This is a genomic window from Streptomyces sp. R35 (assembly GCF_041053035.1).
Classification (GTDB): domain Bacteria; phylum Actinomycetota; class Actinomycetes; order Streptomycetales; family Streptomycetaceae; genus Streptomyces; species Streptomyces lutosisoli.
Genome location: NZ_CP163440.1, coordinates 2,837,436 through 2,863,332, shown reverse-complemented (window position 1 = coordinate 2,863,332; position 25,897 = coordinate 2,837,436). Strand labels below are relative to the sequence as shown.

The 25,897-nt window shown below is 70.6% G+C and carries 24 protein-coding genes; 16 read left to right on the top strand and 8 right to left on the bottom strand.

Annotated features, from left to right (window positions below; translation table 11 throughout):
• Positions 1-25: 25 nt before the first annotated feature.
• Positions 26-1,018 (top strand): DUF3068 domain-containing protein, encoded by a 993-nt coding sequence (locus AB5J50_RS13315; RefSeq protein ID WP_369257797.1) that lies wholly within the window; start codon positions 26-28, stop codon positions 1,016-1,018.
• On the opposite strand, the gene AB5J50_RS13310 is transcribed toward AB5J50_RS13315, so the two are convergent.
• Together AB5J50_RS13310 and AB5J50_RS13305 are read right to left on the bottom strand one after the other, a co-directional pair.
• Positions 1,008-3,701: an ATP-dependent RNA helicase gene (locus tag AB5J50_RS13310; protein WP_369257795.1), complete on the bottom strand. Its 2,694-nt coding sequence runs from the start codon at positions 3,699-3,701 to the stop codon at positions 1,008-1,010. The two genes, AB5J50_RS13315 and AB5J50_RS13310, sit on opposite strands and share 11 nt — an antisense overlap.
• Positions 3,702-3,844: 143 nt before the next feature.
• Positions 3,845-4,795, bottom strand: coding sequence for a class I SAM-dependent methyltransferase (locus AB5J50_RS13305; protein WP_369257793.1), 951 nt, complete (start codon positions 4,793-4,795; stop codon positions 3,845-3,847).
• Between the two features lie 248 nt (positions 4,796-5,043).
• Here AB5J50_RS13305 and rpsA point away from each other — a divergent pair, with 248 nt between their 5' ends.
• The 5 genes from rpsA to AB5J50_RS13280 all read left to right on the top strand — a co-directional run bounded on the left by rpsA (position 5,044) and on the right by AB5J50_RS13280 (position 10,759).
• A complete protein-coding gene (rpsA, locus tag AB5J50_RS13300) occupies positions 5,044-6,546 on the top strand; it encodes a 30S ribosomal protein S1 (protein WP_327427936.1) in 1,503 nt (500 codons plus the stop codon).
• Between the two features lie 461 nt (positions 6,547-7,007).
• Positions 7,008-8,534 carry a flavin monoamine oxidase family protein gene (locus AB5J50_RS13295; protein ID WP_369265381.1) on the top strand — a complete coding sequence of 509 codons (1,527 nt, stop codon included), beginning with the start codon at positions 7,008-7,010 and terminating at the stop codon, positions 8,532-8,534.
• 177 nt (positions 8,535-8,711) lie between these two features.
• A complete protein-coding gene (locus AB5J50_RS13290; RefSeq protein ID WP_327427935.1) occupies positions 8,712-9,650 on the top strand; it encodes a PAC2 family protein in 939 nt (312 codons plus the stop codon).
• A gap of 60 nt (positions 9,651-9,710) precedes the next feature.
• Positions 9,711-10,328: a dephospho-CoA kinase gene (gene coaE / locus AB5J50_RS13285; RefSeq protein WP_369265380.1), complete on the top strand. Its 618-nt coding sequence runs from the start codon at positions 9,711-9,713 to the stop codon at positions 10,326-10,328.
• A gap of 50 nt (positions 10,329-10,378) precedes the next feature.
• Positions 10,379-10,759 (top strand): tetratricopeptide repeat protein, encoded by a 381-nt coding sequence (locus tag AB5J50_RS13280; RefSeq protein ID WP_327427934.1) that lies wholly within the window; start codon positions 10,379-10,381, stop codon positions 10,757-10,759.
• 46 nt (positions 10,760-10,805) lie between these two features.
• Here the strand turns inward: AB5J50_RS13280 and AB5J50_RS13275 are convergent, their stop codons facing one another.
• Entirely contained in the window at positions 10,806-11,126 is a 321-nt protein-coding gene (locus tag AB5J50_RS13275; RefSeq protein ID WP_327427933.1) for a DUF6343 family protein, read from the bottom strand.
• Positions 11,127-11,219: 93 nt separating this feature from the next.
• Between AB5J50_RS13275 and AB5J50_RS13270 the strand changes: the two genes are divergently transcribed.
• The 3 genes from AB5J50_RS13270 (at position 11,220) to AB5J50_RS13260 (ending at position 13,530) form a co-directional block, all read left to right on the top strand.
• Positions 11,220-12,206: an acyltransferase domain-containing protein gene (locus tag AB5J50_RS13270; protein ID WP_369257789.1), complete on the top strand. Its 987-nt coding sequence runs from the start codon at positions 11,220-11,222 to the stop codon at positions 12,204-12,206.
• Positions 12,207-12,275: 69 nt separating this feature from the next.
• Positions 12,276-12,965 (top strand): class I SAM-dependent methyltransferase, encoded by a 690-nt coding sequence (locus AB5J50_RS13265; RefSeq protein WP_369257787.1) that lies wholly within the window; start codon positions 12,276-12,278, stop codon positions 12,963-12,965.
• A 121-nt stretch (positions 12,966-13,086) separates the two neighbouring features.
• A complete protein-coding gene (locus tag AB5J50_RS13260; protein WP_369257786.1) occupies positions 13,087-13,530 on the top strand; it encodes a DoxX family protein in 444 nt (147 codons plus the stop codon).
• 67 nt (positions 13,531-13,597) lie between these two features.
• Here AB5J50_RS13260 and AB5J50_RS13255 read toward each other — a convergent pair whose 3' ends face one another.
• Positions 13,598-14,200, bottom strand: a complete 603-nt coding sequence (locus AB5J50_RS13255; RefSeq protein ID WP_369257784.1) for an RNA-binding S4 domain-containing protein — start codon at positions 14,198-14,200, stop codon at positions 13,598-13,600.
• Positions 14,201-14,339: 139 nt separating this feature from the next.
• On the opposite strand from AB5J50_RS13255, the gene AB5J50_RS13250 reads away from it, so the two are divergent.
• Both AB5J50_RS13250 and pip read left to right on the top strand, forming a co-directional pair.
• On the top strand, positions 14,340-15,122 hold the full coding sequence (locus AB5J50_RS13250; protein ID WP_369257782.1) for a uracil-DNA glycosylase: 783 nt from the start codon (positions 14,340-14,342) through the stop codon (positions 15,120-15,122).
• An 18-nt stretch (positions 15,123-15,140) separates the two neighbouring features.
• Entirely contained in the window at positions 15,141-16,112 is a 972-nt protein-coding gene (pip, locus tag AB5J50_RS13245; protein ID WP_369257780.1) for a prolyl aminopeptidase, read from the top strand.
• On the opposite strand, the gene AB5J50_RS13240 is transcribed toward pip, so the two are convergent.
• Positions 16,109-16,786 (bottom strand): GntR family transcriptional regulator, encoded by a 678-nt coding sequence (locus AB5J50_RS13240; RefSeq protein ID WP_369257778.1) that lies wholly within the window; start codon positions 16,784-16,786, stop codon positions 16,109-16,111. The two genes, pip and AB5J50_RS13240, sit on opposite strands and share 4 nt — an antisense overlap.
• A gap of 170 nt (positions 16,787-16,956) precedes the next feature.
• Here AB5J50_RS13240 and AB5J50_RS13235 point away from each other — a divergent pair, with 170 nt between their 5' ends.
• Positions 16,957-18,456, top strand: coding sequence for an NCS1 family nucleobase:cation symporter-1 (locus tag AB5J50_RS13235; RefSeq protein ID WP_369257776.1), 1,500 nt, complete (start codon positions 16,957-16,959; stop codon positions 18,454-18,456).
• Between the two features lie 2 nt (positions 18,457-18,458).
• Positions 18,459-19,196 (top strand): aspartate/glutamate racemase family protein, encoded by a 738-nt coding sequence (locus AB5J50_RS13230; RefSeq protein ID WP_369257774.1) that lies wholly within the window; start codon positions 18,459-18,461, stop codon positions 19,194-19,196.
• Positions 19,197-19,575: 379 nt separating this feature from the next.
• Here the strand turns inward: AB5J50_RS13230 and AB5J50_RS13225 are convergent, their stop codons facing one another.
• The 3 genes from AB5J50_RS13225 to AB5J50_RS13215 all read right to left on the bottom strand — a co-directional run bounded on the left by AB5J50_RS13225 (position 19,576) and on the right by AB5J50_RS13215 (position 22,201).
• Entirely contained in the window at positions 19,576-19,983 is a 408-nt protein-coding gene (locus AB5J50_RS13225) for a RidA family protein (protein WP_369257772.1), read from the bottom strand.
• A gap of 293 nt (positions 19,984-20,276) precedes the next feature.
• The gene (locus AB5J50_RS13220; protein ID WP_369257770.1) at positions 20,277-21,374 is read right to left on the bottom strand and encodes a GNAT family N-acetyltransferase; all 1,098 of its coding nucleotides are present in this window, start codon (positions 21,372-21,374) and stop codon (positions 20,277-20,279) included.
• An 86-nt stretch (positions 21,375-21,460) separates the two neighbouring features.
• Positions 21,461-22,201, bottom strand: a complete 741-nt coding sequence (locus tag AB5J50_RS13215; RefSeq protein ID WP_369257769.1) for a hypothetical protein — start codon at positions 22,199-22,201, stop codon at positions 21,461-21,463.
• Positions 22,202-22,451: 250 nt separating this feature from the next.
• On the opposite strand from AB5J50_RS13215, the gene AB5J50_RS13210 reads away from it, so the two are divergent.
• The 3 genes from AB5J50_RS13210 to AB5J50_RS13200 all read left to right on the top strand — a co-directional run bounded on the left by AB5J50_RS13210 (position 22,452) and on the right by AB5J50_RS13200 (position 25,888).
• On the top strand, positions 22,452-22,835 hold the full coding sequence (locus AB5J50_RS13210) for a hypothetical protein (RefSeq protein WP_369257767.1): 384 nt from the start codon (positions 22,452-22,454) through the stop codon (positions 22,833-22,835).
• 155 nt (positions 22,836-22,990) lie between these two features.
• Positions 22,991-23,782, top strand: coding sequence for a nucleotidyltransferase domain-containing protein (locus tag AB5J50_RS13205; protein ID WP_369257766.1), 792 nt, complete (start codon positions 22,991-22,993; stop codon positions 23,780-23,782).
• A 240-nt stretch (positions 23,783-24,022) separates the two neighbouring features.
• On the top strand, positions 24,023-25,888 hold the full coding sequence (locus AB5J50_RS13200) for an FUSC family protein (protein WP_369257764.1): 1,866 nt from the start codon (positions 24,023-24,025) through the stop codon (positions 25,886-25,888).
• Positions 25,889-25,897: the final 9 nt, after the last annotated feature.

Below are 25,897 nucleotides of genomic sequence, written 5' to 3'. Positions count from 1 at the left end.
GTAACTCTCAGGGAGGGACGCCGACATGCGCCGCAAGGCAAGCCTGATCCTGCTCGCCTGCGCCGTGTTCTTCACGGCGCTGTCCCCCCTGATGCGCTGGTACGCCTTCCCGCGCCTGGCGAAGATCCCCGCCAACCAGTACCAGGACATGGTCCTGGAGGCGAAGAACGCGACCCTTATCGACTACGGCACCATGAAGGCCAAGACGGTCCCCAAGGTCACCGTCGTGCAGACCCTCAAGGGCAACGTCGAGGCCTCCGAGAAGATCGAGAAGACCGCGGGCCGGGACGTCGTCGTCTGGGACTCCCTGTCCTACGTCCAGGGACCCGACGGCAAGATGATCTCCAAGATCCCCGAGCGCTACATCTTCGACGCGCACAGCCAGGACCCCGTCCACGCCACGGGAGAGATGGTCGACGGCGACCCGGTGACGCGCGAGGGCATCGAGTTCAAGTGGCCCTTCCTCACGGAGAAGCGGGACTACGAGTACTTCGACGCGCAGACCCGCACCACCAACCCCATCCACTACAAGGGCACCCAGAACTTCCGGGGAGTCAAGGTCTACTACTTCGAGCAGACCATCCCCTGGACCAAGGTCCAGTTCCCGAGGACCATGCCCGTCAAGGGCATCACCCGGGAATCGCTCGCCAAGACCGGCACGAGCATGTGGTACACCACGGTCCGCAAGTTCTGGGTGGAACCGGTCACCGGAGCGCCCGTCTACGGCGAGGAGGACCACAAGGAGGAACTCCGCGGCGGCACCCTGCTCGGCGACGGCAAGAAGGTGACCGCGTTCGCCGGGAACGTGAAGATGCGTGAGGACTACATCAAGCACACGGTCGACCTGGTCAAGTCGAACCGCACCCTGATCCTGCTGCTGACGTCCTACCTGCCGTGGGGTTTCCTGTTCCTGGGCGTCGCCCTGCTGTCCCTGTCGCTGTACCTGGAGGCGCGCAGCCGCAGGCCCGGCGACCCGGCGCCGACGCGGGCAGCGGAGCCCCAGCCGGTCAACGCCTGAGCCGCGCGTTCGTGTGCCGCGTCGGCTCGGCGCTCGCCGGATCCTCGGGCCACGGGTGCTTGGGATAGCGCCCGCGCAGTTCGGCCCGTACGGCCTTGTAACCGTCCCTCCAGAAGGAGGCGAGGTCGGCCGTGACGGCGGCGGGACGACCCGCCGGGGACAACAGATGCACGAGTACGGGTACGCCGGCGACGGCGGGGGACTCGTGCAGGCCGAACATCTCCTGCACCTTCACGGCGAGCACCGGCCGCTCGGGGTCGCCGTAGTCGATCCGGATTCTGGACCCACTCGGCACCTCGATGCGCTCGGGGGCGAGTTCGTCGAGCCGGGCCGCGTCCCCGGTGGCCCAGGGCAGCAGCCGGTTCAGGGCCTGCCCGGCGTCTATCCGCGCCAGATCGGCCCGCCTGCGGGCGCGCCCCAGCTCGGGCTCCAGCCACTCGTCCACGCGCGCGTGGAGCGCGTCGTCACCGACATCGGGCCACGGGGCGCCCAGGTGCAGGTGCAGGAACGCGAGCCGCCGCCGCAGCACCTCCGAGTCCGGGGACCACCGCAACAGGCCGAGCCCCTCCGCCCGCAGCCCTTCGCACAACGCTTCCCGTACGAGTCCGGAGTCGGCGTTCTTGAGCGGCCGCACCGCCAGCTCCACGGCCCCGAGCCGCTCCACCCGCCGCGCGACGACATCACCGTCGGCCCAGTGCACCTCCTCGCCCTCGGCATACAGGCTCTGGGCGGCCTGCCGCGCCGTCTCCTCGTCGATGACGGCCCCGAGGCGCACGCGCGCGTGCCCGGCACCCCCGGGCCGATCGGCCACGGCGACAGCGAGCCAGGGCGCTCCCCGCAGTCCTGTGCCGTCCTGGAGCTCGGCACGGGTGCCGGAAGCCATGAGGTACGAGCCGCCGTGCGCCCGGGCGACGCGCTCCGGGAAGGCGAGCGCAGCGACGAGCCCCACCACACGGTCGCCCCCGGCGCCGGCCCGCCCTCCCGCCTCGAACTTCGTGCCGGTGGCCGAGAAGGAACCTCCGGGTCTCGACCGGCCCGGTACGGAGTCGAGGGCCGCCGCGGGGGCGTCGGCGGGGCGTGTCGCCGCCGCGGCCCCACCGGAGAGAGCGTCGGTGCTCGGCTCGCCCGGGAGAGAGTCCTGGGCGGGCGGGTGGGAAAGGCCCCGCGCCGAAGGCGTGGGCGCCGACGCGGCCCGCAGCCGCCGGGCCTCCGCGCGCCAGCGCGCTGCGTAGGCGTCGCCGCCACGCCGGGCGGCACGCCAAGCCGCGGCGAGGTCGTCGCCGTACTCCCGCGGCGGCTCCTCGCTGAGCAGGGCCACGACCTCCGCGGCCCGGTCCGCGCCCACCTCGGGGGCCGCGTCCAGCAGGGCCCGGGCGAGCCGGGGGTGCAGCCCGAGCCGGGACATGCGTACGCCCCGTTCCGTCGCCCGCCCCGCGGAGTCCACCGCCCCCACCGCCGACAGGACCGACCGTGCCGCCGCCATCGCCCCACCCGGCGGCGGGTCGAGAAGCGCGAGCCCCGTAGCGTCCGGATCGCCCCAGCAGGCCGCCTGGAGGGCGAACGCCGTCAGGTCGGCCACCTTGATCTCCGGCGCGGGGAAGCGGGCCAGACGGGCGTCCTCCGCCTCCGCCCAGCACCGGTACACCGCTCCCGGCGCCTCACGCCCGGCGCGCCCCGCCCGCTGCCGCCCGGCCGCCTGCGAGGCCCGTACGGTCGTCAGCGCGCTCAGCCCGCGCGCGTGGTCCACCCGCGGCTCCCGCGCGAGCCCGGAGTCGACGACCACCCGCACCCCGGGAACCGTCAGCGAAGACTCGGCCACCGCGGTCGCGAGGACCACCCGGCGCCCCGCACCCGGGGACAGCACCGCGTCCTGCACGGCGGCCGGCGCCCGCCCGTGCACTTGAAGTACCTCGACCGGACCAAGATCCCCCAGCTGACCCGCCACCCGCGCGATCTCCCCGACCCCGGGCAGGAAACACAGCACGTCCCCCTCGTGCTCGGCCAGCGCCCGCCGCACCACCGACGCCACATGGGTCAGCAGCGCCGGGTCCACCCGCATCCCGTGCGGCGGCCGTACGGGCCGTACCGGCGGCGCCCACACCACCTCGACCGGATACGACACGCCGTGTGCCTCGACGACTGGCGCGTCGCCCAGCAGCCGGGCCCACCCTTGCGCGTCCGTCGTCGCGGACGCCGCCACCAGCCGCAGCTCGGGGCGGAGGGCGGCCCGTACGTCCAGCGCAAAGGCAGCCACCGTGTCGGCGTCCAGGTGCCGCTCATGGCACTCGTCGAGTACGACCACGTCGACGCCCGCGAGCTCCTGGTCCCGCTGCAACCGCTGCAACAGGACACCGGTCGTGACGACCTCCACGCGCGTGTGGCGGCCGACCACCCGCTCCCCGCGCACGGTGTAACCGACGCTCTCGCCCACCTTCTCGCCGAGCAGCCACGCCATCCGCCGCGCGGCGGCCCGGGCGGCGATCCGCCGCGGCTCGGCGACGACGACCCGGCGTACCGGCCGCCCGTCGTCCAGCAGACCGGCGAGCGCCAGCGGCACCAGCGTGGTCTTGCCGGTGCCGGGCGGCGCCACGAGCACCGCGCTGCCGCCGCTCTCCAGGGCGTCGCTCAGGGCGGGCAGGGCACCGCGAACAGGCAGCGCGTCCAGGGCGTCGTAACGAATCACGCCCCCAGTCTCGTACGGGCGTCAAAACGCCCTCCACGCGCGTGTGCCCGGCAGCCGTCAAAACGCCGTCCACGCGCGCGTGCGCAGTGAAAAGGGTGCCCACGCACGCGTGGGCACCCTTTTCGCACGATCCCTTCGAACGGTCAGTCCCGCTCGCAGACGAAAATCGCCGTCCCCGGGATCAGATTCCCGCGCAGCGGGGACCAGCCGCCCCACTCCTGGGTGTTCCAGGCGGGCCACTCCGGCTCGACGAGGTCGACCAGACGGAAGCCGCCGGCCACGACATCGCGGACGCGGTCGCCGATCGTCCTGTGGTGCTCGACGTACACCGCGCGGCCCTCCTCGTCCTGCTCCACGTAAGGAGTGCGGTCGAAGTAGGAGGCGGAGATGCTCAGCCCCTCGGGGCCGGGCTCGTCCGGGAAGGCCCAGCGGATGGGGTGGGTCACCGAGAAGACGAAGCGGCCCCCGGGGCGCAGCACCCGGCGTACCTCCCGCAGGACGCGGACCGGGTCGGCGACGAACGGCAGCGCGCCGTACGCCGAGCACGCGAGGTCGAAGGATCCGTCGGCGAACGGCAGGGCGCCCGCGTCGGCCTCGACCAGGGGCACGCCCCCGCCGATGCGCAGGGCGTGCTGGAGCTGGCGGTGGGAGAGGTCCAGGGCCACCGGACGGGCCCCCTGGGCGGCCAGCCAGCGCGAGCACTGGGCCGCGCCGGCGCCGATCTCCAGGACGTCCTTGCCCTTGAGGTCCTCCGGCGGGCCGAGCAGCTCGGCCTCCACCTCGTCGAGGCCCTCGGGGCCCCACACGAAACGGTCGTCCCCGAGGAACGTGCCGTGCTCGATCTGGTACTCGTCCGCGTTCCGGTCCCACCAGCCCCGGTTGGCTCGGGAACTCTCCGTGACGCCCGCATCGCGTCGGGTGGCTTCGGGCTCAAGCGGTTCGGGCTCTTGGATGATCGGCTCCCTCGTCGTACTCTTCCGTCCAACCCGTCTCCGCGTGTCACGGCAGAGGCGTCCTATGGCCCGCGTGGCCTCAAGAGACAGGTCTTGTGCCGGGTATGCGGCGATCCGCCCCGGGTGTGCGCCTTCGCGCATTGACCCTGCCCGGCTGCCCCCGTATGCTACAAGTTGCGCTGCGAGCCTGCGCTCCTCAGACCTAGCAGGCTGCGCTCGCATCTGTATGTATGTCCCCTCGGTTTTCGAGGCGCCCACCGGCGGTGTTTGTCACAAACACCGCTCCGGGTTGGGTGCTTCCTTGGCTGTCCGGCCTTCTGCAGAGCGAAACGGGCTCCCGGCGTAAGCAGTACCTACGACTCTCTGTCCGTACCGGAGCCCTTTCCCACATGACGAGCAGCACCGAGACCACCGCCACCACCCCGCAGGTTGCGGTCAACGACATCGGTAACGAGGAAGCCTTCCTCGCCGCGATCGACGAGACGATCAAGTACTTCAACGACGGCGACATCGTCGACGGCGTCATCGTGAAGGTCGACCGGGACGAGGTCCTGCTCGACATCGGTTACAAGACCGAAGGTGTCATCCCGAGCCGCGAGCTCTCGATCAAGCACGACGTCGACCCGAACGAGGTCGTCAAGGTCGGCGACGAGATCGAAGCCCTTGTTCTCCAGAAGGAGGACAAGGAAGGCCGCCTGATCCTCTCGAAGAAGCGCGCCCAGTACGAGCGCGCCTGGGGCACCATCGAGAAGATCAAGGAAGAGGACGGCATCGTCACCGGTACCGTCATCGAGGTCGTCAAGGGTGGTCTCATCCTCGACATCGGCCTCCGTGGCTTCCTGCCGGCTTCCCTCGTCGAGATGCGCCGTGTCCGCGACCTCCAGCCCTACGTGGGCAAGGAGCTCGAGGCCAAGATCATCGAGCTGGACAAGAACCGCAACAACGTGGTCCTGTCCCGCCGTGCCTGGCTGGAGCAGACCCAGTCCGAGGTTCGCCAGACGTTCCTCACCACCCTGCAGAAGGGTCAGGTCCGCTCCGGCGTCGTCTCCTCGATCGTCAACTTCGGTGCCTTCGTGGACCTGGGTGGCGTCGACGGTCTCGTCCACGTCTCCGAGCTCTCCTGGAAGCACATCGACCACCCCTCCGAGGTTGTCGAGGTCGGCCAGGAAGTCACCGTCGAGGTCCTCGACGTCGACATGGACCGCGAGCGCGTCTCCCTGTCGCTCAAGGCGACGCAGGAAGACCCGTGGCAGCAGTTCGCCCGCACGCACCAGATCGGTCAGGTCGTGCCCGGCAAGGTCACGAAGCTGGTTCCGTTCGGTGCGTTCGTCCGCGTGGACGAGGGCATCGAGGGTCTGGTCCACATCTCCGAGCTGGCCGAGCGCCACGTGGAGATCCCGGAGCAGGTTGTCCAGGTCAACGACGAGATCTTCGTCAAGGTCATCGACATCGACCTTGAGCGTCGCCGGATCTCGCTGTCCCTGAAGCAGGCCAACGAGTCCTTCGGTGCCGACCCGGCCTCGGTCGAGTTCGACCCGACGCTGTACGGCATGGCTGCCTCGTACGACGACCAGGGCAACTACATCTACCCCGAGGGCTTCGACCCCGAGACCAACGACTGGCTCGAGGGCTACGAGACCCAGCGCGAGGCGTGGGAGCACCAGTACGCCGAGGCGCAGCAGCGCTTCGAGCAGCACCAGGCGCAGGTCATCAAGTCCCGCGAGGCTGACGCCCAGGCCGAGGCCGAGGGCGCTGCCGCCCCCGCCGCCGGTGCTGGTGCGGGTGTCTCGGGTGGTTCGTACTCCTCGGAGTCGGACGACACCTCCGGCGCGCTGGCGTCGGACGAGGCCCTGGCTGCGCTCCGCGAGAAGCTCGCGGGCGGCCAGAGCTGAACCGGTAGGTTCCGCTAGGCAGTAGCTAGTCGGTGGGCCGCACCCCTTACGGGGGGTGCGGCCCACCGCTTTTTGGTTTCGTCCGCGGGCTTGTGGGGGCTTGTCGCGCAGTTCCTCGCGCCCCTGCGGGGCGCTCCTTGTGCGGCGCCCCCTGCGCGGCGCTGTGGAGTCACCGTGACGGGTTCACAGAGCAACGGATCCACGTACATGAACTGTGGGCGCCAATCTGAACGCAGGGGCGGCGTATGTCTGCATCAAGGTCCGAGTCGGTCCGGGTGTGCGGGGAGAGAAACGTGGCAGATACACGAGTAACTCCAGTGCCGTAACAGGGCGTTGCCAGGATCCCCGGGTCATTCAAGATCGTGAGGGGAGCCGAAGTCATGGCAGCACAGCAGCGATCGGGTACGGCGAGCAGGCGCGCCTTTCTCCGCAACGTCGGTCTCACCGGCGGCGCGGGCGCGATGTTCGCCACCATGGGGGCCCTCGGCCTCGCGCCCACCGCTCAGGCCGCACAGCGCGAACAGCCCTTCCGTGCACTGAAGTCGAGCGATTTCACGCTCACCGGGCGAGGCGCCGCCAAGGTCGTCATCGTCGGCGGCGGCATCGCCGGACTCGCGGCCGCGTACGAACTGGGCAAGGCGGGCTACGACTGTACGATCCTGGAGGCCAGGGACCGCACCGGCGGCCGCAACTTCACGGTGCGCGGCGGCGATTCGACCACCGACCTCTACGGAAACACGCAGACGGCCCGCTTCGGCGAGGGTCATTACATGAACGCGGGCCCTGCCCGTCTCCCGCAGTGGATGGTCACCCTCGACTACTGCCGCGAACTCGGCGTCCCTATCGAGGTGTTCACCAACGTGAACGCGGACGCGTACATCTACAACGAGTCGACCGGCATGACCAAGCCGATGCGCTACCGCACCGCCAAGGCCGACGTCTACGGCTATGTCTCCGAGTTGCTCGCCAAGGCCACCGACAAGGGCGCCCTCGACAAGGAGCTGACCGCCACCGACCAGGAGAAACTCGTCGAGTTCCTCAAGGACTTCGGCGAACTCGGCGACAAGCTGACGTACGAGGGCGGCGAGCGCCGCGGCTACACCACCGTCCCGGCCGCCGCGGGAACCCCAGGCGTGCTCCTCGGGGACGTACCGTCGGCCTCCGAGGTCTTCGCCACCGGCGTCGGCCGCTACTTCTCCTTCGAGTTCGGCTTCGACCAGGCGATGCTGATGTTCCAGCCGGTGGGCGGCATGGACCAGATACCGCGCGCGCTGACCAAGGCGATCGGGGCCCATCGCATCCGTACAGGAGCCGCGGTTTCCAAAATCACCGACAAGGGGAGTGGCGTTACCGTCACTTACACCCAGGGCGGCCGTACCAAGTCCATCGACGCCGACTACTGCATCGGCGCCCTCCCGCCCAACATCTTCGCCAAGATCCCGCACAACCTCGGCTCCGGCGTCCAGAGCGCGCTGGAGGCGATCACGCCGCAGTCCGCCGCGAAGATCGGCCTGGAGTACCGCTCCCGCTGGTGGGAGCTGGACCACAACATCTACGGCGGCATCACCGAGACCGACCAGGACGTCGTCCACATCTGGCACCCCTCGTACGGCTTCCACGGCGAGCGCGGCGTACTGATCGGCTACTACAACTACGACGACGACGCCGACTCGTACGCGAAGCTCACCCCCGAGGAGCGCGAGAAGCGCGCGGTGGCCACGGGCGTGAAGATCTACGGCGAGAAGTACCGCACCGAACTCGCGTCCTCCTTCTCGCACCACTGGCGTCAGACGCCGCACCTGGAGGCCGCCTGGCACGACACCCCCGGCGGACCCGACGACGCCCGCTACAAGCCGTTGAACCAGCCCACCGGACGGGTCTACTTCGCGGGCGACTGGCTCAGTTACACCGACGCCTGGCAGCACGGTGCCTTCACGTCCGCCCGCAAGGCGGTCACCGCGCTCCACGCGCGTGTGCTGTCCTCGTAACACGCGTGTGCTGTCCTCATAGCCGTCTGTAAGTGTCCTCGTGGCCGCTTCGGATGTCTTTCCAGCCGCTCGTGGTGGCTGAGAAGTCGGTAAGAGGCAGTGGTGCGGAGCGCGGGCCGGGAATGCCCGCGCTCCGGGCCACGTTGTGCAGTACGAACACGAGGAGGAGCGGTCACAGTGCTTGATCCGCAGGGTTTGTACGCATGGGAGCCGAAGGGCTTGGCCGTTGTCGACATGGCACTCGCCCAGGAGTCGGCCGGCCTTGTCATGCTCTACCACTTCGACGGATACATCGACGCGGGCGAAACCGGCGACCAGATCGTCGACCGGGTGCTCGACTCGCTGCCCCACCAGGTCGTGGCCCGTTTCGACCACGACCGGCTCGTGGACTACCGGGCCAGGCGCCCGCTGCTGACGTTCAAGCGTGACCGCTGGACCGACTACGAAGAGCCCACCCTTGACGTACGCCTCGTGCAGGACGCCACGGGCGCGCCCTTCCTGCTGCTCTCCGGCCCCGAGCCGGACGTCGAGTGGGAGCGCTTCGCCGCCGCCGTCCAGCAGATCGTGGAGCGGCTCGGCGTCCGTCTCTCCGTGAACTTCCACGGCATCCCCATGGGCGTCCCGCACACGCGCCCCGTGGGCCTCACCCCGCACGGCAACCGCACCGAGCTGGTGCCCGGCCACCGCAGCCCCTTCGACGAGGCTCAGGTCCCCGGAAGCGCCGAGTCCCTCGTCGAGTACCGCCTCATGGAGGCAGGACACGACGTCCTGGGCGTCGCCGCGCACGTGCCGCACTACATCGCGCGTTCCCCGTACCCGGACGCCGCGCTGACCGTCCTGGAGTCCATCACCGGCGCGACCGGCCTGGTACTCCCCGCCATCGCGCACTCCCTGCGCACCGAGGCGCACCGCACCCAGACGGAGATCGACCGGCAGATCCAGGAGGGGGACGAAGAGCTCGTCGCCCTTGTCCAGGGTCTTGAGCACCAGTACGACGCCGCGGCGGGCGCCGAGACGCGGGGCAACATGCTCGCGGAGCCGGTGGACATCCCGTCGGCGGACGAGATCGGCCTCGAGTTCGAGCGGTTCCTGGCGGAGCGCGAGGGCGACGCCTGAGCCTGGTTCCAGGGCTCCCGGTCGGGAGGCCTGTCAGTGGCAGGCCCTAAGCTGCTCGGCATGCTGAAGGTGGGCCTGACCGGTGGTATCGGCGCCGGCAAGAGCGAGGTGTCGCGGCTGCTCGTCGAGCAGGGCGCGGTGCTGATCGACGCGGACAGGATCGCGCGGGAGGTCGTCGCGCCCGGAACTCCCGGGCTCGCGGCGGTCGTCGACGCCTTCGGCGAGGACGTGCTCGCACCGGACGGCGGCCTGGACCGGCCCAAGCTGGGCTCGATCGTCTTCGCCGACCCGGAGAAGCTCGCCGTCCTCAACTCGATCGTGCACCCCCTGGTGGGCGCCCGCTCCCGCGAGCTCGAAAGATCCGCCTCCGAAGATGCCGTCGTCGTACACGACGTGCCCCTCCTCGCCGAGAACAGCCTCGCACCGCTGTACGACCTGGTGATCGTCGTCGACGCCAGTCCCGAAACCCAGCTCGACCGGCTCGTACGGCTGCGCGGCATGACCGAGGACGACGCCCGCGCCCGCATGGCCGCCCAGGCCCCGCGCGAGAAGCGCCTGGAGATCGCGAACGTTGTCATCGACAACGACGTACCCCTGGAGGAGCTGCAGCGGCGCGTACGGGAGGTGTGGGCGGATCTCGCGCGTAGGGCACATCAACCCCATCAGCCCCAGGAATAGCGGCCCCCTGCGGGGGCGTTGAACCCTTCGAGTGAGGGAAGGACTCTGCCGTGCCCGAGACCAGCGGTTCGACCGGACGTACTCCGGAGACCCATGTCATCGACTTCCGTGCCGCCGAGCGACTGCTCGAAGCGCGGGACCCGCGGGGCGCGGTGAAGCTGCTCGACTCAGTCATCGGCGCGCATCCGGAGAACACGGCAGCCCGGCTCCTGCGCGCGCGTGCCTTCTTCGCCGCCGCGCAACTCCGCCCCGCCGAGCTGGAGTTCACGATCGTCCTGGAGCGCGAGCCGGACAACGCCTTCGCGCACTTCGCGCTCGCCCGTACCTATGAGCGCCAGCGCCGCCCAGATCTGGCGAAGCGGCACTTCAGACTGGCGGCGGCGCTCGACCCGAAGCCGCAGTATCTGGAAGCGGCGCGCTTCGACTCGTAAGACATGAGCCGGCGGTGAGTGGGGCCGTGACTGGGCCCTGAGCCGGTCAGGGGTGGCGGTGCTCCGGCGGCCGGAAGGGAGGCCGCTGATCAGCCGGCCGGTACGGAGGCCGCTCATCCACCGGCCGGTACGGTGGCACGTCTCGGCCCGGCTGGAAGTGCGGCCCCTGATGGATGTGCCACAGGATCATGGTCATGTCGACGGTGACGATCAGCCACAGCACGCCGCAGGCGGCCGCCCATCCCGGCCGCCCGGTCAGGGCGAACGCGGCCGTCCCGAAGATCGCCCAGATCAGGCCCCAGAGGCTCAGCCAGAAGCGCAGCCGCAGAGCACTGCGCGCTGTCGTCGGTTCACTGCCCGTACGCATCAGGATCACTACTCCTACTCGGAAACGTACTCTTCGTGGTGCACGTTCACCAAGGGAGAGAGGTCGGATCCACGACCACCGGGGGAGGCGACGGTGCTGCTGGACGCGCTGCGGGCGGACGCGAGACTCGCGGAGTGGCTGAGGGACCTGGAGAGCGAGGGCCCGCCGCGGATGGAAGCGGTGCTTCCGGACGCGGACGAGCTGCCGGACGTCCTGCTCGACCTGACCGTGGCCCACGAGCACATCAATGAACTCGTCGCGCTGCGCGCCCGGTTGGCGGCCGACCCGGAGGCGATGACACTCCTCGCACGCTGCGTCGGCCGCTTCGTCAGGGACATGGGGGAGCCAGGCAAGGGCTGGGAGCCACCCGCGTTCCCCGAGTCGACGGGGGAGCTCGGGCGCTGCTTCCATGTGTACGTCTTCATCGCGGCGCTTCCCTATGTGCGCGCGTACCACCGGGAGCACGGCGTCCCGGAGGACGTGTCCCGGCGCACCCTCGCCGACCTCGGCCGCCATGTGGCCGTGCACCACAGACGGCTCGGCACACCCGGGCTGCTGTTCCCCTGGTGGATCGCCCTGCACTTCCACGGCGAGCTCTTCCAGCTGGGCCGACTGCAGTTCCAGCGGGCGCGGCTCGGCCGGCGCACGGGCGGGGCCGTCGCGGCGGCGAGACTGGACCTGGGCCCCGGCGACTCCTGCCTGAGCCTGCACATCACCGACTTCCGCGGCCCCCTGACACCTTCCGCCTGCGACCGATCGCTCGCTCTGGCCCGGGAGTTCTTCACCCGCCACTACCCCGACGAGCGCTATGAGGTCGCCGTCTGCCACTCCTGGCTGCTCGACCCCCAGCTCAAGCGGTATCTCTCCGCCGACTCCAACATCATCCGCTTCCAGGACCGTTTCGAGCTCGTCTACCAGAACAAGACCCCGGACGACGGGGTGCCCATCGGCTTCGTCTTCGGCGATCCGGAGCTGCCGGTGGAGAAACTGCCACGGCGGAACAGTGTCGAGTGCGCGGTGGTGGACCATCTGCGCGCGGGCGGCCACTGGTACGGCGGCCAAGGATGGTTCGCACTGTAGCTCGCCACTCGAACGAGTGAATGGGGGCGGGGTGGGAACGGGCCGATGAGGGCGGCCCGTTGGACGGGTATGAGGATCGAGAAGCGTCAGGGACACGAAGGAACCGGACCCGGTGCCATCACACCGGACGGCTGCGCGGTCGAGCTCTACGCGCGCCTGCCCATCCGGGACGAGCCGGACATCATCACCGCGGCGGTGCCCGCGGGCGCGCACATCCTGGAACTGGGCAGCGGGGTGGGACGGATGACCCACCCACTCCTGGAGCGCGGGTTCACCGTCACCGCCGTCGACGAGTCGGCCGAGATGCTGGAGCGCGTCCGAGGAGCGCGCACCATACGCAGCACGATCGAGGACCTCGACCTGGGCGAGACCTTCGACGTGGTGATGCTCGCGTCGTTCCTCGTCCACACCGCAGACGCCACCGAGCGGCAGTCGATGCTCAAGACCTGCGCCCGCCATGTCGCGGAGGGCGGCTGCGTCCTGATCCAGCGAGAGGGCGAGGACTGGCACACCAACGTCCCCCGCGAGCGGGTCGACCCCTCAGGCTTCATCTCCCGGATCACGTCCGCGGAGCCGGTAGGCGACGGGGTGAACTCGGTCCACGCGGAGTACGAGTTCCCGGACGCCACGTGGACCCAGACGTTCCTGGCCCGCCCGTTGACGCAGGACGAGTTCGAGGAGGCGCTGGGGGAAGCGGGGTTGCGGGTGGACCGGTATGTGACGGAGGACCGGGTGTGGGTGAGGGCGGTGAAGGGCTGAGCCGTGTGGGGGTGGGGGCGGCGGGGGCGAGGACAAAGCCCGTCCCGCACCGATGAGTTCGGGCCCCGCACCGGGTCTACCTCTGTGAAAGCAACAGCTACCGCTCACACAGGAGTCCCCCATGTCCGAAACCGCCGCTCCCGTCCCCGCCGTCTCCCACATCACCCCCGGCACCAGCCGCCCCCGCAGCGCCCGAATCTCCCTGGCCGCCCTGCAAATCGTCCTCGGCCTCTTCTACGCGATCGCGAGCGCCCTCCCCAAGCTGATCGCACACCCGTCAGCAGTAGAGGCCTTCGACAAGCTCGGATGGGGCCACACGGGCATGTACGTCATCGGTGCACTCGAACTCGCAGGCGGTATCGCCCTGTTGGTCCCGCTCCTGGACTCCGTGGCAGCGGTGGCGCTCAGCGCACTGATGGTCGGCGCGTTCATCGTCAACGTCACGGTCGTCCACGGCCCGTACGTGGCGACCCCGCTCATCCTGATCCTGCCGCTCGCACTGATCGCGTGGGCCAGGCGCAGCCACACCACCGAACTGCTCCGCCTGGTACGCCGACGGGCATGACGGCCGTACGAGACGAAGGGCTCCCCCTGTCAGCAGGGGGAGCCCTCCACGTCGTACGGGGTGAGATTCAGGACCGGGAACCGGAACCGGAACCGGAACCGGACCTGGAACCGGACCCGGATCCGCCGTGCCCACGCTCCTGGCCGGAGGCTCCGGAGGCTCCGGAGGTGCCCGAGAAGCCAGGGGTGCCGGCGGCAAGCCCCCGCAAGCGCTCCAGCTCGCGCCGGTCCCGCTTGGTCGGGCGCCCCGCCCCCCGGTCACGGATGCCCGCGGGAGCGACGGCCTCGCGCGGCGGAGGCGGCGGACTGTTGTCGACGTAGCACTCGACGGCGACCGGCGCTCCGACCCGCTTGCGGATCACGCGCTTCACGACGACGACCCGCTCCCGCCCGTCGTGCCGCAGTCGCACCTCGTCCCCGACGCGCACGGCATACGCGGGCTTGACGCGCTCGCCGTTCACCCGGACATGCCCGCCCCGGCAGGCGGTGGCGCCCATCGAGCGGGTCTTGACGAGACGTACGGACCAGATCCAGCTGTCGACCCGGACGCTCTCGCCGCGACCCGGACCGGCGGCCTTGGCGGCCTCGGCCGCGCTCACCGTGTCACCGGAGCCGTGCGCACCGCCGTTACTCGTGCCCTTCTTGTCACCGTCAGCACCCTCAGAAGCCATATCTCGACCTTAGTCCCCAGTGGCGGCCGCACCGGGAGGATTTTCCACGGCACAGGCCATGGCACAGACCGCCGCACGGACCACCCCGGATGCGACCGCCCTCCGCAGCTCGTGATGACCTAGTCGTACCGTGGAGGGCATGGACACCAGCGGCCTGGAGGGCAGGGGCCTCGCCGAGCTGGACGCGCGGGTCACCGGGTGCCGGGCCTGTCCGCGCCTCGTCGCATGGCGCGAGGAGGTGGCCCGCACCAAGCGCGCCGCCTTCACCGGCCAGACGTACTGGGGGCGCCCGGTTCCCGGGTTCGGACCCGCCGACGCCTCGCTGCTCATCGTCGGACTCGCACCCGCCGCGCACGGCGGGAACCGGACCGGGCGGATGTTCACGGGAGACCGGTCCGGGGATGTGCTGTACGCGGCGCTGCACGACCTGGGCCTGGCGTCGCGGGGGACTTCGGTGAGCGTGGACGACGGGCTGGAGCTGTACGGCGTACGCGTCACCTCGCCCGTGCACTGTGCCCCGCCCGCCAACAAGCCGACGCCCGAGGAGCGGGACACATGCCGCCCTTGGCTCGTACGGGAGTTGGAGCTGCTGCGGCCCTCGCTGCGGGCGGTGGTGGTGCTCGGGGCCTTCGGGTGGCAGGCCGCGTTGCCCGCGTTCGCGGCGGCGGGGTGGGCGGTGCCCCGGCCCAGGCCGGTGTTCGCGCATGGAGCGCGGGTCACGCTGGGCCCGGATTCTGTTGAATCGCAGTCGATGCCGATGGGGCCCGTCGAATCGGAGCCGATGTCGATCGGGCCCGTCGAGCTCTTCGGCTGTTTCCACGTCAGCCAGCGGAACACCTTCACCGGGCGGCTCACGCCCGCGATGCTCCGGGACGTGCTGCGTACGGCGGCGCAGGTGGCGGGGCTGACGATGCGACCGTAGGCGGGTTAGCCTCGCGTGATGGGTGTGTATCCGGAGATCGAACCGTACGACCATGGAATGCTCGACGTCGGGGACGGCAACCGCGTCTACTGGGAGGTCTGCGGCAACCCGCGCGGCAAGCCCGCGGTGATGCTGCACGGCGGCCCCGGCTCGGGGTGCGGTGCCTGGTACCGGCGCTACTGCGACCCGGCGGCGTACCGCATCGTCCTGCTCGACCAGCGCGGCTGCGGACGCTCCACACCGCGCGCGAGCGACTACGAGACGGACATGAGCGTCAACACGACGGCTCATGTGATCCGGGACCTGGAGCTGCTGCGCGGCCACTTGGGCATCGAACGGTGGCTGGTGTGGGGAGTCTCGTGGGGATCGGTGCTGGGGCTGCGGTACGCGCAGACGCATCCGGACGCCGTGTCCGAGCTGGTGCTGACGGGGGTGGCCACCGGCTCGAACCCTGAAGTGGCCATGCTGACCAAGGGACTTGGGAAGATCTTCCCCGAGGCCTTCGAGCGGTTCCTCGCCGAGTTGCCCGAGGGCGAGCGCGACGGCAACCTGGCGGCCGCGTACAACCGGCTGATCGAGTCGCCCGACCCGGAGGTACGGGCGCGGGCGGCACGCGCCTGGACCGACTGGGAGACGGCGATCATTCCTGCGCCGCCGCGGTCCGTGGAGCGCTACGAGGACCCGGCCTTCCGCATGGGTTTCGCCCGCACGGTCACGCACTACTTCGGCAATGACCACTTCCTGGGGGAGGGGAACGACGAGGGCGTCGTCCTCCGGGACGCACCCCTGCTCAAGGGCATCCCCGGCACCCTCGTCCAGGGCAGCCTCGACCTGGGGAATCTGCTGGGCATCGTGTGGCGCCTCCACCACGCCTGGCCCGGCAGCGAGTTGGTCGTCGTCGACGACGCGGGACACAACGCGGGGGCTCCGGGGGTCGTGGACGTACTGGTGGCAGCCACGGACAAGTACGCGGAGGGCTGGGCGGGTTAGGAAAGTTCCGCCTCACCGAACAGATGGCGCACCGTCGACCGGTAGTTGGCCTGTACGTGCGCGAGTGCGTGCGCGCGGGCCCGCTCCGGGTCGCCGGATGAGATGGACTCGTACAACTCGCGGTGTTCGGTGAGGAGTTGGGGCCACTCCTCGTTCTGCCGGGTGAGCCAGCGCAGCCGGCCGTCGACCGGTTCCATGACGGAGATCAGCAGGCTGTTGCCCGCCATGGCCAGGATCCGGTCGTGGAAGCGGGTGTTGATGTCGGTGATCGCCTCCGCGTCGTCGGCGTGGGTCGCGGTCGCCGCGCGGTCGAGCAGCCCGGCCAGCTCGGCCAGCGCCTCCGGGGTGGCGCGTGACGCGGCGAGCCCGGCCGCGTAGACCTCCAGCGCCTCGCGCAGTTCGAAGAGTTCGGCGACATCGGTCGGAGTGAGCCGGCGTACGACGGTCCTGCGCGGCGTCTCGAAGAGTACGAATCCCTCGGCGACCAGCGCGCGGATCGCTTCGCGGACCGGAACCCGGGAGACCCCGAAGCGCTCGGCCAGCTCGCGCTCGACCAGGCGGTCGCCGGGGTGCAGCCGCCCCGCGATGATCTCCTGCCGCAGGGTCGCGAGGACGCGCTCGCGCACCGCGCCCAGCGGCTCTCGCTCCGCGCCCAGAGGTTCGATCTTCGTCATGGTGCCATCTTCGCCGACTCCGGGGGTGTTTTACGGAGCCGTAACTCCAGGGACATCGGTCGGAACGGTTGACGGGGAGACCATGGCAGCAGTTTGGTATACCAAACATGCCCTGCAGGGTCGTCCCCACACTGAATGCAGTCCTCCGCTCCCTCGCCCATGGAGGCCCCGTGTCCCTCACCGACCGTGCCGAAGCCACCGGCACCCCAGCGTTCGTCCCCGATCCCCGGCTCACCAACGAAGACCTCGCGCCCGCCGAGAAGCGCAACTGGAAGGTCTTCGACCTCTTCGCCATGTGGATGTCCGACGTCCATAACCTCGGCAACTACACGTTCGCCGCAGGTCTGTTGGTGCTCGGCATGAACGTCTGGCAGATCTTCACATCGCTGCTCGTCGGCTTCGTGATCATCTACGGCGGTATGAACCTGATGGGCCGGATCGGACAGCGCACCGGCGTGCCCTTCCCCGTCGTCAGCCGCATCAGCTTCGGTGTCTGGGGTGCCAACATCCCCGCGCTGATCAGGGCGATCATCGCCATCATGTGGTACGGGATCCAGACGTATCTGGCCTCCGTCGCCGTCAACGTCATGCTGCTCGCCGCCTGGCCGGGCCTGGAATCGTGGACCCATCACGCCTTCCTCGGCCTGGACGCGCTCGGCTGGACGTCGTTCCTCGCGCTGTGGCTGGTCCAGGCCGTGATCATCAGCCAGGGCATGGAGTCGGTCCGCAAGTTCCAGGACTTCTGCGGCCCGGCCATCTGGCTCGTCATGATCGCGCTGGCCATCTGGGTCCTCGCCAAGGCCGGCTGGAGCATCTCGCTCACCGCGACTCCGCACCCGGTCTCCGTGGGTGAGCAGTGGCGCATGTGGTTCGGCGCGGTCGGGCTCATCCTGGCCACCTACGGCACCCTGATGCTCAACTTCTGCGACTTCTCACGCTTCGCCCCCAGCTACAAGACCGTCAAGCGCGGCAACTTCTGGGGCTTGCCCATCAACTCCACGGCCTTCGTGATCGTCTCGGTCATCGTCACGGCCGGTTCCATCGAGGCGTTCGGCGAGGCCATCACCGACCCGGCGCTGCTCGTCGCCAAGGTCGGCAACACCTGGGTCCTGATCCTCGGCGCCCTGACCTTCGCCATCGCCACCATGGGCGTCAATATCGTCGCCAACTTCGTCTCCCCGGCGTACGACCTCGCCAACGTCTGGCCGCAGAAGATCACCTTCAAGGTCGGCGGCATGATCAGCACGGTCGCCGCACTGGTCGTGACCCCCTGGAACCTCTTCTCCAACCCCACCGTCGTCAACTACTTCCTCGGCGGCCTCGGTGCCTTCCTGGGCCCGCTGTTCGGTGTGATCATGCTCGACTACTACTGGGTCAAGCGCGGCAACGTCGACATCGACCAGCTCTTCAACGCCCAGCCGGGATCGCGCTACTACTACCGCAAGGGCGTCAACCCCAAGGCGCTGTGGGCGTTCCTGCCCTCGGCGGCCGTCGCCGCGGTGCTCGCGCTGGTGAAGGACTTCAGCGACGTGGCCCCGTACTCCTGGTTCATCGGTACGGCGCTGGCGGCCGGCCTGTACGCGGTGCTGTGCCGCTCGGAGCGCGCCGCCAACACCGAGCCCGTCCCCGCCTCCGCCCCCGCTTCCGCCTCCACTGTCGTGGAGGGCTGAGCGTGCGGATCGTCGTCACCAACTGCAATACGACGCAGGGGATGACCGAGGAGATCGTACGAGGTGCCCGGGCCGCCGCCGGCCCGGGCACCACCGTGCTCGGACTCACCCCCACGTGGGGACCCGAGTCCGCGGAGGGCTGGCTCGACAGCTATCTCTCGGCGGCAGCCGTCCTCGACACCCTGCGGACATACGAGGGCCCGTACGACGCCGTGGTCATGGCCGGCTTCGGGGAACATGGCCGCGAGGGCGCGCGGGAGCTGGTGGACGTACCCGTCGTCGACATCACCGAGGCCGCCGCCCATCTCGCCTGTCTGCTCGGCCGTCGCTACGGCGTCGTCACCACGCTGGAGCGGTCGTGCGGGCAGATCGAGGACAGCCTGGAGACGGCCGGGGTGGGCCGCAACTGCGCCGCAGTCGTCGGCACCGGGCTCGGCGTCCTCGACCTCGGTGACTCCCAGCGCACCGAGGACGCCTTCGTGACCGCAGCCGAGCGCGCCCGTGAGGCGGGCGCCGAGGTGCTGGTCCTCGGCTGCGCGGGGATGACCGGACTGCAGCGGGCGGTGGGGGAGAAGCTGGGGCTGCCCGTCGTCGACGGGGTCGCCGCGGCGGTCAAGCTCGCCGAGTCGCTGGTGTCGCTGGGGCTGAGCACGAGCCGCGCGGACGGCTATGCCAGGCCGTTGCCCAAGCGGCGGACTTGGGGGGCACCGGGGGCGGGGGGCTTGGATCCTTCGGGATGATCGGGGCGGGCTCGCTTGTGTCGGGCGATCGGGGCGGGGCTCGCCTGTGTCGGGTCATCGGGGCGGGGGCTTGCCTCCGCGAGGGTGATCCGGTTGACGGCTTGCCTCCCCTGGGGGGTCTTGGGGACCCGGCGGTGGAGCGCGGGCAGACCGGCCGTCGGGGAGTGGTGGCTGTGGCTGTCCTATGTGGTGGAGCCGGCGGGCAACTCCCAGTGGTGCACTGGGAGTTGGCGGTGCGCTGAGCGGGTCCCGTGAAGTCCGGTGCGGTATGGCAGCGCCCTGAAGAGGCGCGGGGCCGTGACACCATGCGGCTCCGCCGCGCGAGCGCGACCAGCCACGACGGGCGCGCTGACGACGCACCGGACCTCCAGCGGAGCGCTCAGCCGCGATCCGGGACCACGGCGACCGCCGTGATCTCCACGAGCTGCCCGGTGTACCCGAGGCAGGTCACCCCGATCAGCGTCGACGAGTGCGGGCCGATGCTGAGCCCGGAGGCCTCGACGACATCCCAGACGTCGGACAACACCGCCGGCTCACTTCCGACGACGTACACGTCGGTCGACACGACGTGCCCCATGTCGCTCCCGACCGCCCGCAGTTGTTCATCGAGATTGGCCAACACCTGCTCGGCCTGCCGCACGTGGTCACCCTCGCCGACTATCTTCCCGTCGGTGTCGAGCGGCACGGATCCGGCGAGGAAGGCGACCTTCGTCCCGGCCTCGACGACGGACGCGTGCGAGTAGGCGGGCGGCGTGAAGAGGCTGGGGACGGTGACGCGCTGGACCATGGGGCTCCCTGTCGAACGGTCGAGGTGCAGTCGAGGGGCAAGTCGAGGGACAACGGACAACCTGCCGATCATGCGGGGCCGGGGGCGGCGGGCGCATCCGAATTTGCGGCGCCGCCGGAGCCGCTGGATGCGCGAAGCGCGGCGGTCGAGCGGATCGATGAGGTCGGCGGGAGGCGGCAGGAGGCAGGCGGAGGCGTGCGGCAGGAGGCGTTCGGCAGGTGTTTGTATGCCCCCGGCCCCTGACCAGGTCACCGGCCTCCCTCCCTCCCTCCCTCCCCCTCCCTCGCCCGCTCCTACGGCGCGCCGAAGAGCATGGGGTTGGCGTACGGACTGTTCACCCGCCAACCCGCCTCGCGTGCCACCCGCTCGAAGACCCCGATCTTGTACGCGAGCCCTTCCGGCTCACCGAGGTCGCCCCACCCGTCCGCGTCGGCCCACTCCGCCTCTCCTCTGATCAACGGGCGCCCCCGTACGGCCAGATGCAGCGCGAGGGTCGAGCGCGCGTAGAGCCGTACGGCATCACGCTGATCTCGCATGAGCGCACACCCCTCGGTGGTCTCGCGCAGCCGTAGCCGCCCGCCCTCGCTTCCGGCCACGAGGAGCGGCATCATCTCCGGCGAGCCGCTCGCCGGGGTCGCTGGGCCGGCGGCCACCAGGAAAGTCAACTCCCTTCCGTACTCGCGCACCTCGTATCGCGGCAAGTACGACAGCCGGGACAGCCCCAGCGCGTGCTTCCACGAGGTGACCCAGAGCCCGCGGTTGAGGTAGTGGCGAACGCTGTTCTGCCAGGTCCAGTACGCGTCCAGCCGGAAACCGTGCAGCCCTTCGGCGCGGCATGCCTCGTACACCGTGTCCAACACCGCCGAGGCGAGGCCGCGGCGCCGCGCCACGGGGTGCACGTACAGAGACCAGATGCGCAACGCCCCCGCGCCCGTGGGCCAGGTGTCGACGGCGATCGTGCCGATGGGGCCTTGCCCTGGTGCCCCATCGCGCCGGTGTTCGCGCCGGTGTTCGCGTCGGTCCTCCTGCCGGTGGCCGTGGCCGTGGCCGTCGCCGGCGCCACGTCCGTCCTCGTGCCGGTCCTCGGACTTGTTCTCGATGCCGGGGCCAGGCTCGCCCGTCGCGTAGATCCAGTACCTCCTTCGGTCCATGTCCTCGTCGTCCGTGTCCTCGTCCTTGCGAGCCTGCCCGAACTCGCCCAGCCGGGCCCGTAATTCCTGCTCGCGCGAGGCCGTGAGCGAGAGCGGGTCGACGCATGCGCCCAGGGCGCCCTCGACCATGGATGCCAGGTCCCAGCGCCTGAAGCCGGGCCCTTCCCCGGGAGCGACAGGGCGCAGCCCGGGGAAGGCCGCAAGGCGTTCGTGTACACGCAGGGCGAGATCGTCTTTCATGATTTCGGAGCCTAGGAGCGCCTCGGACTCGCCGGAGTGCGCTCGGGGCGCGCTCCAGTGGTGCGTCATCAGCGAGGTGGACCACGTCATTGATCACGTGCTCGCCTTTCGCACTCCTGTGCAAGGGCGGGGTACGCGTCGGCGATGGCCCCGTAGATCCGTCGCCGAAGCAGCGTGACGGCCTCGGCCCGCCCGGGGGACCGCTCGCCTCCGGGTAGTCCGTCCAGGAGCCGTTCGTAGTGGCTCAGCCGATGGCGCAGGTAGTCGACTTTCCAACGGAGGAGCGAGGCGCGGTCGCTGGAATCGGCGGATGCGCGGTGACCCGAGTCGGACGCCGTGCGATCACGATCAAGATCACGATCAGGGACAGGAGAGCGGGACTCGGTGCGATCGCGGGAGCCGGGCAGGCCGCAGCCGGCTCCCGCGCTGGTGACACCTCCCGATCGCTGCCCCCACTCCGCCTCCCTCCGGGCTCGGTACTCAACGGTCCGCAGCGCCAACTTGCCCGGGTCCAGGCGTGGCACATCGATGGGCTCCGTCCTGATCCGTTCCAGGACTGCCTCCCGCCGTCGCTCCAGTTCGGCCCGTACAGCATCCGACCGGCGTACCGCACTCTCCGCAACCTCCCGGAACTCTTCGCTCCGCTCCGCGGCCTCGACCCGTTCGGCGCGATAGAGCCGTGTGTGCGGCGCGGACCTGAACCGCGGATTGACGCTGAGCCGATCGGGCGCGCCCAGCAGCCGGCGGACCATCCCGCCGGTCCACCCCCGTGCCCGCAGCCCCGCCGACGAGACGTACCTCTGCCCGTCTTCCTGGTAGCCAGCCACCGCTACCTCCCCCGTAGCCACTAGTCGTGACTCTCTGTGACGACTCTCCCCAATTAATAGCGCCCGCCACTGACAATGGTCGGAGCCGGGGGATCGAGGCCGGGGTGACCGGCGGTGGATATTGACTCGACACCCCCGCCACCCCGCCTCCATCCTCACTCCATGCGCACCAAGCACTTGGGACGTTTCACCGCGGCGGACTTCTAGCCGGGCCACGCCGGAAATGCCGGCGGCCCCGCGGAGGTCCGTCATGTCCCGCACCGTCCACCACGTCCCCACCCGACACCGTTCCACGCCCGCCTACTGGTCATCAGGCCTGCCGGGCTGTGTCACCGCCCATGCCCTCTCCGAACTCCGCTACAGCTACAAGGAGTTGACCGGCGCCCTCCGCGAGGGCCGCCGCCCTGCCCCCACGCCCGTCGTTCGTTCCTTCGCCGCGTACATCTACCCCCGCGCCTTGAACGAGCAGTTCCGAACTCCCTACGAAGCCGCAGCCCGCGCCGACCTGTGCACCTTCCGTACGACGGCCCGGAAACTCCTCCGCGCCGCGCCCTCGGGCGCGCTCCTCGAGACCGCCGAAGACCTGGACCACCCGCCGACCCGCCATCGCCACCGCGACCTGTGGGAATCCTGACGTACGGCCCTGCCGTCACCGGGCTACGCCAGGTGACCGGAACTGCGAAGAAGGGGGCGCGTTGGGCGAGTTGGCAGAGCTGGCGGTCGCTGGGGACGCGCAGGCGGCCCGCACGTCCAGGCCCAGGCAATCGGCGACCTGACCATCGGAGATCCGTGCCGTTGAACCCCGAAGAAGAGAAGTTCCTCGGCCGTGTGGCCGATCGCCTCGCCGCCCTCCCCACCGTCCGGGCCGTAGCCCTCGGCGGCTCCCGCGCGCAAGGCACCCACGGGCCCGACAGTGACTGGGACTTGGCGATCTACTACCGGGGCGACTTCGACCCCGAGAACCTCAAGGCCCTCGGCTGGCCCGGCGAGGTCTCCGAGATCGGCGGCTGGGGCGGCGGCGTGTTCAACGGCGGTGCCTGGCTCACCATCGACGGCCGTCGCGTCGACGTCCACTACCGCGATCTCGGCGTCGTCGAACACGAGTTGGCGGAAGCGGAGGACGGCCGCTTCCGCGTGGAGCCCCTTCTCTTCCATCTCGCCGGCATCCCCAGCTACTTGATCGTCGCCGAGCTCGCCATCAACCGCGTACTGCGCGGCGACCTCCCGCGCCCACCGGCCTTCCCGACCAAGCTGCGCACCGCCGCCTCCGCCCGCTGGTACGACACCGCCCGCGCCACCCTCGCCTACGCGAAGTCCCACCACGCACCGGCCGGCCGCCTCACGGAGGTCGCGGGCGCCATCGCGACAGCCGCGATGCAGGCCGGGCACGCGGTGCTGGCGGCGCGGGGGGAGTGGGTGACGAATGAGAAGCGGTTGCTGGAGCGGGCCGAGCTGCGAACCGTCGATCGCATCATCGCGTCTCTGTCCACGGAATCGGCCCCGGATCAGCTGTCCCGGGCGCTCACGGCGGCTCAGACGCTCTTCGATTCAAAGGGGCTGGGACAGGCCGCAGGCCTGTAAAGAAAGCAATGGAACGGGTCCGCTGCGCGGTCAGCGGCCGATCCGGCCCGCTCCGCGGCCAGTCTGCCAAGGGCCCGTCCCCGAATTGCGTTCATAAAGTTCGCGGCATCCCCGGGACGCGTCATCTCCTGGAAATACGTACGTTCCATTTCCTCCAGCAACGCGATCTACCCTGGTACGACAACAGCCCGGCCGACGTCGCCCGAAGGCACCCGCCCGCCCTCGTCCGACAGGAGCCCCGTGCCACTTCCCAGTGTCGCCGTACCGCCCTGGCTCGCCCACGCCCTGCGCGCGCAGCGCGGGCCCGTGCCCTGGAGTGCGGTGGGGCGGGGTGCGCTGGCCGCCGGGCCACTGCTCCTCGTGGCGGTGCTGAGCGGGCGTACCTCTCTTGGAGTCGTCGCCGCCCTCGGCGCCATGCTCGCCGGGATCAACGACCGGCCGGGGAGCCGGCGCGCCGCCGTCAAGAGGCTCGGGCTGCCCGCGCTCGCCGGGGCCGGGGGGCTGCTCGTGGGGTCGTACGCCGGACAGCATGCCGGGGCCGTCGCGCTCACTCTCCTCCTCACCCTGCTCGGGCTCGTCGCCGGAGCCGTCAGCGCCATCGGGCCCGTCGCCTCCGGGGCCGGGACACAGCTGCTGGTCGCCTCGGCCATCGGGGCCGGGATGCCGTTGCCCGAACCCGGGTGGCAGCGTGCGGTCTTCTTCCTCGCCGGGGCGGGTTGGCTTCTTGCGCTGCGGCTCGCGCTGCCGGCAACGGGCGTCAGCGCCGGGGACTACCGGTTCGACGGGGAGCGGGATGCCGTCGGTGGTGTGTACGACGCGATCGCCGCTCTGCTCGACGCGGCCGGCGGACCGGACGCGAGCCGGCGGCGCGTCGCGCTGACCGCCGCGCTCGATCACGCGCAGGACGCGCTCGCCGGGCCCCGGCTGCGGCGGTACGCCAGTTCCGCGGCCGAGCGGCGGCTGCACGCGCAGTACGCCGCCGCGCTGCCGCTCGCCGAGGCCGCGACCGCGCTCGCCTGGGCGGGCGAGACCGTGCCCGCGCGGGCCGCGGAGGGGCCGCGGCGGCTCGCCGTCGCCGTCCGCACCGGTGCCCACACCGGGCCGCTGCCCGCGCCCGCCCGCTCCGCACCCGCGCTGCGCGCCCTCGACGACGCACTGCTGCACGCCGCCGACGCCTTCGACCGGGGCGGCGCCGGAGACACCCTGCACACCCGGCGTCGTACGGCTGCCTCCCTCGTGCGCACCGCGCTCGGTTCCGGAGGGCGCGAGTACGGGCTCCGGGTCGCCCTCTGCTTCGGCGCCAGCGCGGCCGTCGCGCAGGCACTGCACCACGCCCGCTGGTACGGGAACCACTCCCACTGGTACTGGCTCCCCGCCACCGCCGTGTTCCTCGTCAAGCCCGATCTGGGGCCGCTCGCCTCGCGCGTGCTGTGCCGGGCGGCGGGGACCGTGCTCGGCGCGGTCGTCTTCGCGGGGCTCGCCGCCCTGCTGCCCCGGCCGGAGGGACTCATCGCCCTGGTCGCGGTCAGCGGCGCCCTGATCCCCGTCGCCACACGGCACTTCGCCGCGCAGACCGCCGTCGTGACCGTCCTCGTACTCGCCCTCGTCATGGTGGGCGGGGAGCCGCAGGCCTCCTGGAGCCGGATCGGCGAGACGCTGCTGGCCTGCGGGATCGTGCTGCTCGTCGGGCATCTGCCGGCGCTCGGGCAGCGCGGCGGGGCGGTACGGGCCCGGCTCATCCGTGCCGCGGAGGCGGCGGACGCCTATCTCACGCATGTGCTGAACGACGGCACGACAGAGGACCGGGCCGGCCGGTGGATCCTGCGGCGCGAGGCCTACCGCGCGCTCGCCGAGGCCCGCGCCGCGATCGACCTCGCCGCCGCCGAACTCCCCGCCCTCGCACGGCACGCGGAGGGTACGGACGAGGTCGCGGCCACCCTCGAACGGCTCGTCGACACGACCACGGCGTGCGCCGTCCAGCTCGACGACACCGGACGGCTCACACCTCGGCACACCGAGCGGATCGCCGAACTCCTCGACGAGCTGGCCGAGCGCCGGGAGCGGGCGGGGCTGTTGGCGCCGCGCAAGCTCCCTGTCGCGGTGTAGGCAAGCTCC

Excerpts from the sequence above, each read along its gene's own strand:
- AB5J50_RS13315 (WP_369257797.1), top strand. The coding sequence starts at position 26 with ATGCGCCGCAAGGCAAGCCTGATCCTGCTCGCCTGCGCCGTGTTCTTC.
- AB5J50_RS13305 (WP_369257793.1), bottom strand. The coding sequence starts at position 4,795 with ATGCGCGAAGGCGCACACCCGGGGCGGATCGCCGCATACCCGGCACAA.
- rpsA (WP_327427936.1), top strand. The coding sequence starts at position 5,044 with ATGACGAGCAGCACCGAGACCACCGCCACCACCCCGCAGGTTGCGGTC.
- AB5J50_RS13295 (WP_369265381.1), top strand. The coding sequence starts at position 7,008 with ATGTTCGCCACCATGGGGGCCCTCGGCCTCGCGCCCACCGCTCAGGCC.
- coaE (WP_369265380.1), top strand. The coding sequence starts at position 9,711 with ATGCTGAAGGTGGGCCTGACCGGTGGTATCGGCGCCGGCAAGAGCGAG.
- AB5J50_RS13275 (WP_327427933.1), bottom strand. The coding sequence starts at position 11,126 with ATGCGTACGGGCAGTGAACCGACGACAGCGCGCAGTGCTCTGCGGCTG.
- AB5J50_RS13265 (WP_369257787.1), top strand. The coding sequence starts at position 12,276 with ATGAGGATCGAGAAGCGTCAGGGACACGAAGGAACCGGACCCGGTGCC.
- AB5J50_RS13260 (WP_369257786.1), top strand. The coding sequence starts at position 13,087 with ATGTCCGAAACCGCCGCTCCCGTCCCCGCCGTCTCCCACATCACCCCC.
- AB5J50_RS13255 (WP_369257784.1), bottom strand. The coding sequence starts at position 14,200 with ATGGCTTCTGAGGGTGCTGACGGTGACAAGAAGGGCACGAGTAACGGC.
- AB5J50_RS13250 (WP_369257782.1), top strand. The coding sequence starts at position 14,340 with ATGGACACCAGCGGCCTGGAGGGCAGGGGCCTCGCCGAGCTGGACGCG.
- pip (WP_369257780.1), top strand. The coding sequence starts at position 15,141 with ATGGGTGTGTATCCGGAGATCGAACCGTACGACCATGGAATGCTCGAC.
- AB5J50_RS13240 (WP_369257778.1), bottom strand. The coding sequence starts at position 16,786 with ATGACGAAGATCGAACCTCTGGGCGCGGAGCGAGAGCCGCTGGGCGCG.
- AB5J50_RS13225 (WP_369257772.1), bottom strand. The coding sequence starts at position 19,983 with ATGGTCCAGCGCGTCACCGTCCCCAGCCTCTTCACGCCGCCCGCCTAC.
- AB5J50_RS13220 (WP_369257770.1), bottom strand. The coding sequence starts at position 21,374 with ATGAAAGACGATCTCGCCCTGCGTGTACACGAACGCCTTGCGGCCTTC.
- AB5J50_RS13210 (WP_369257767.1), top strand. The coding sequence starts at position 22,452 with ATGTCCCGCACCGTCCACCACGTCCCCACCCGACACCGTTCCACGCCC.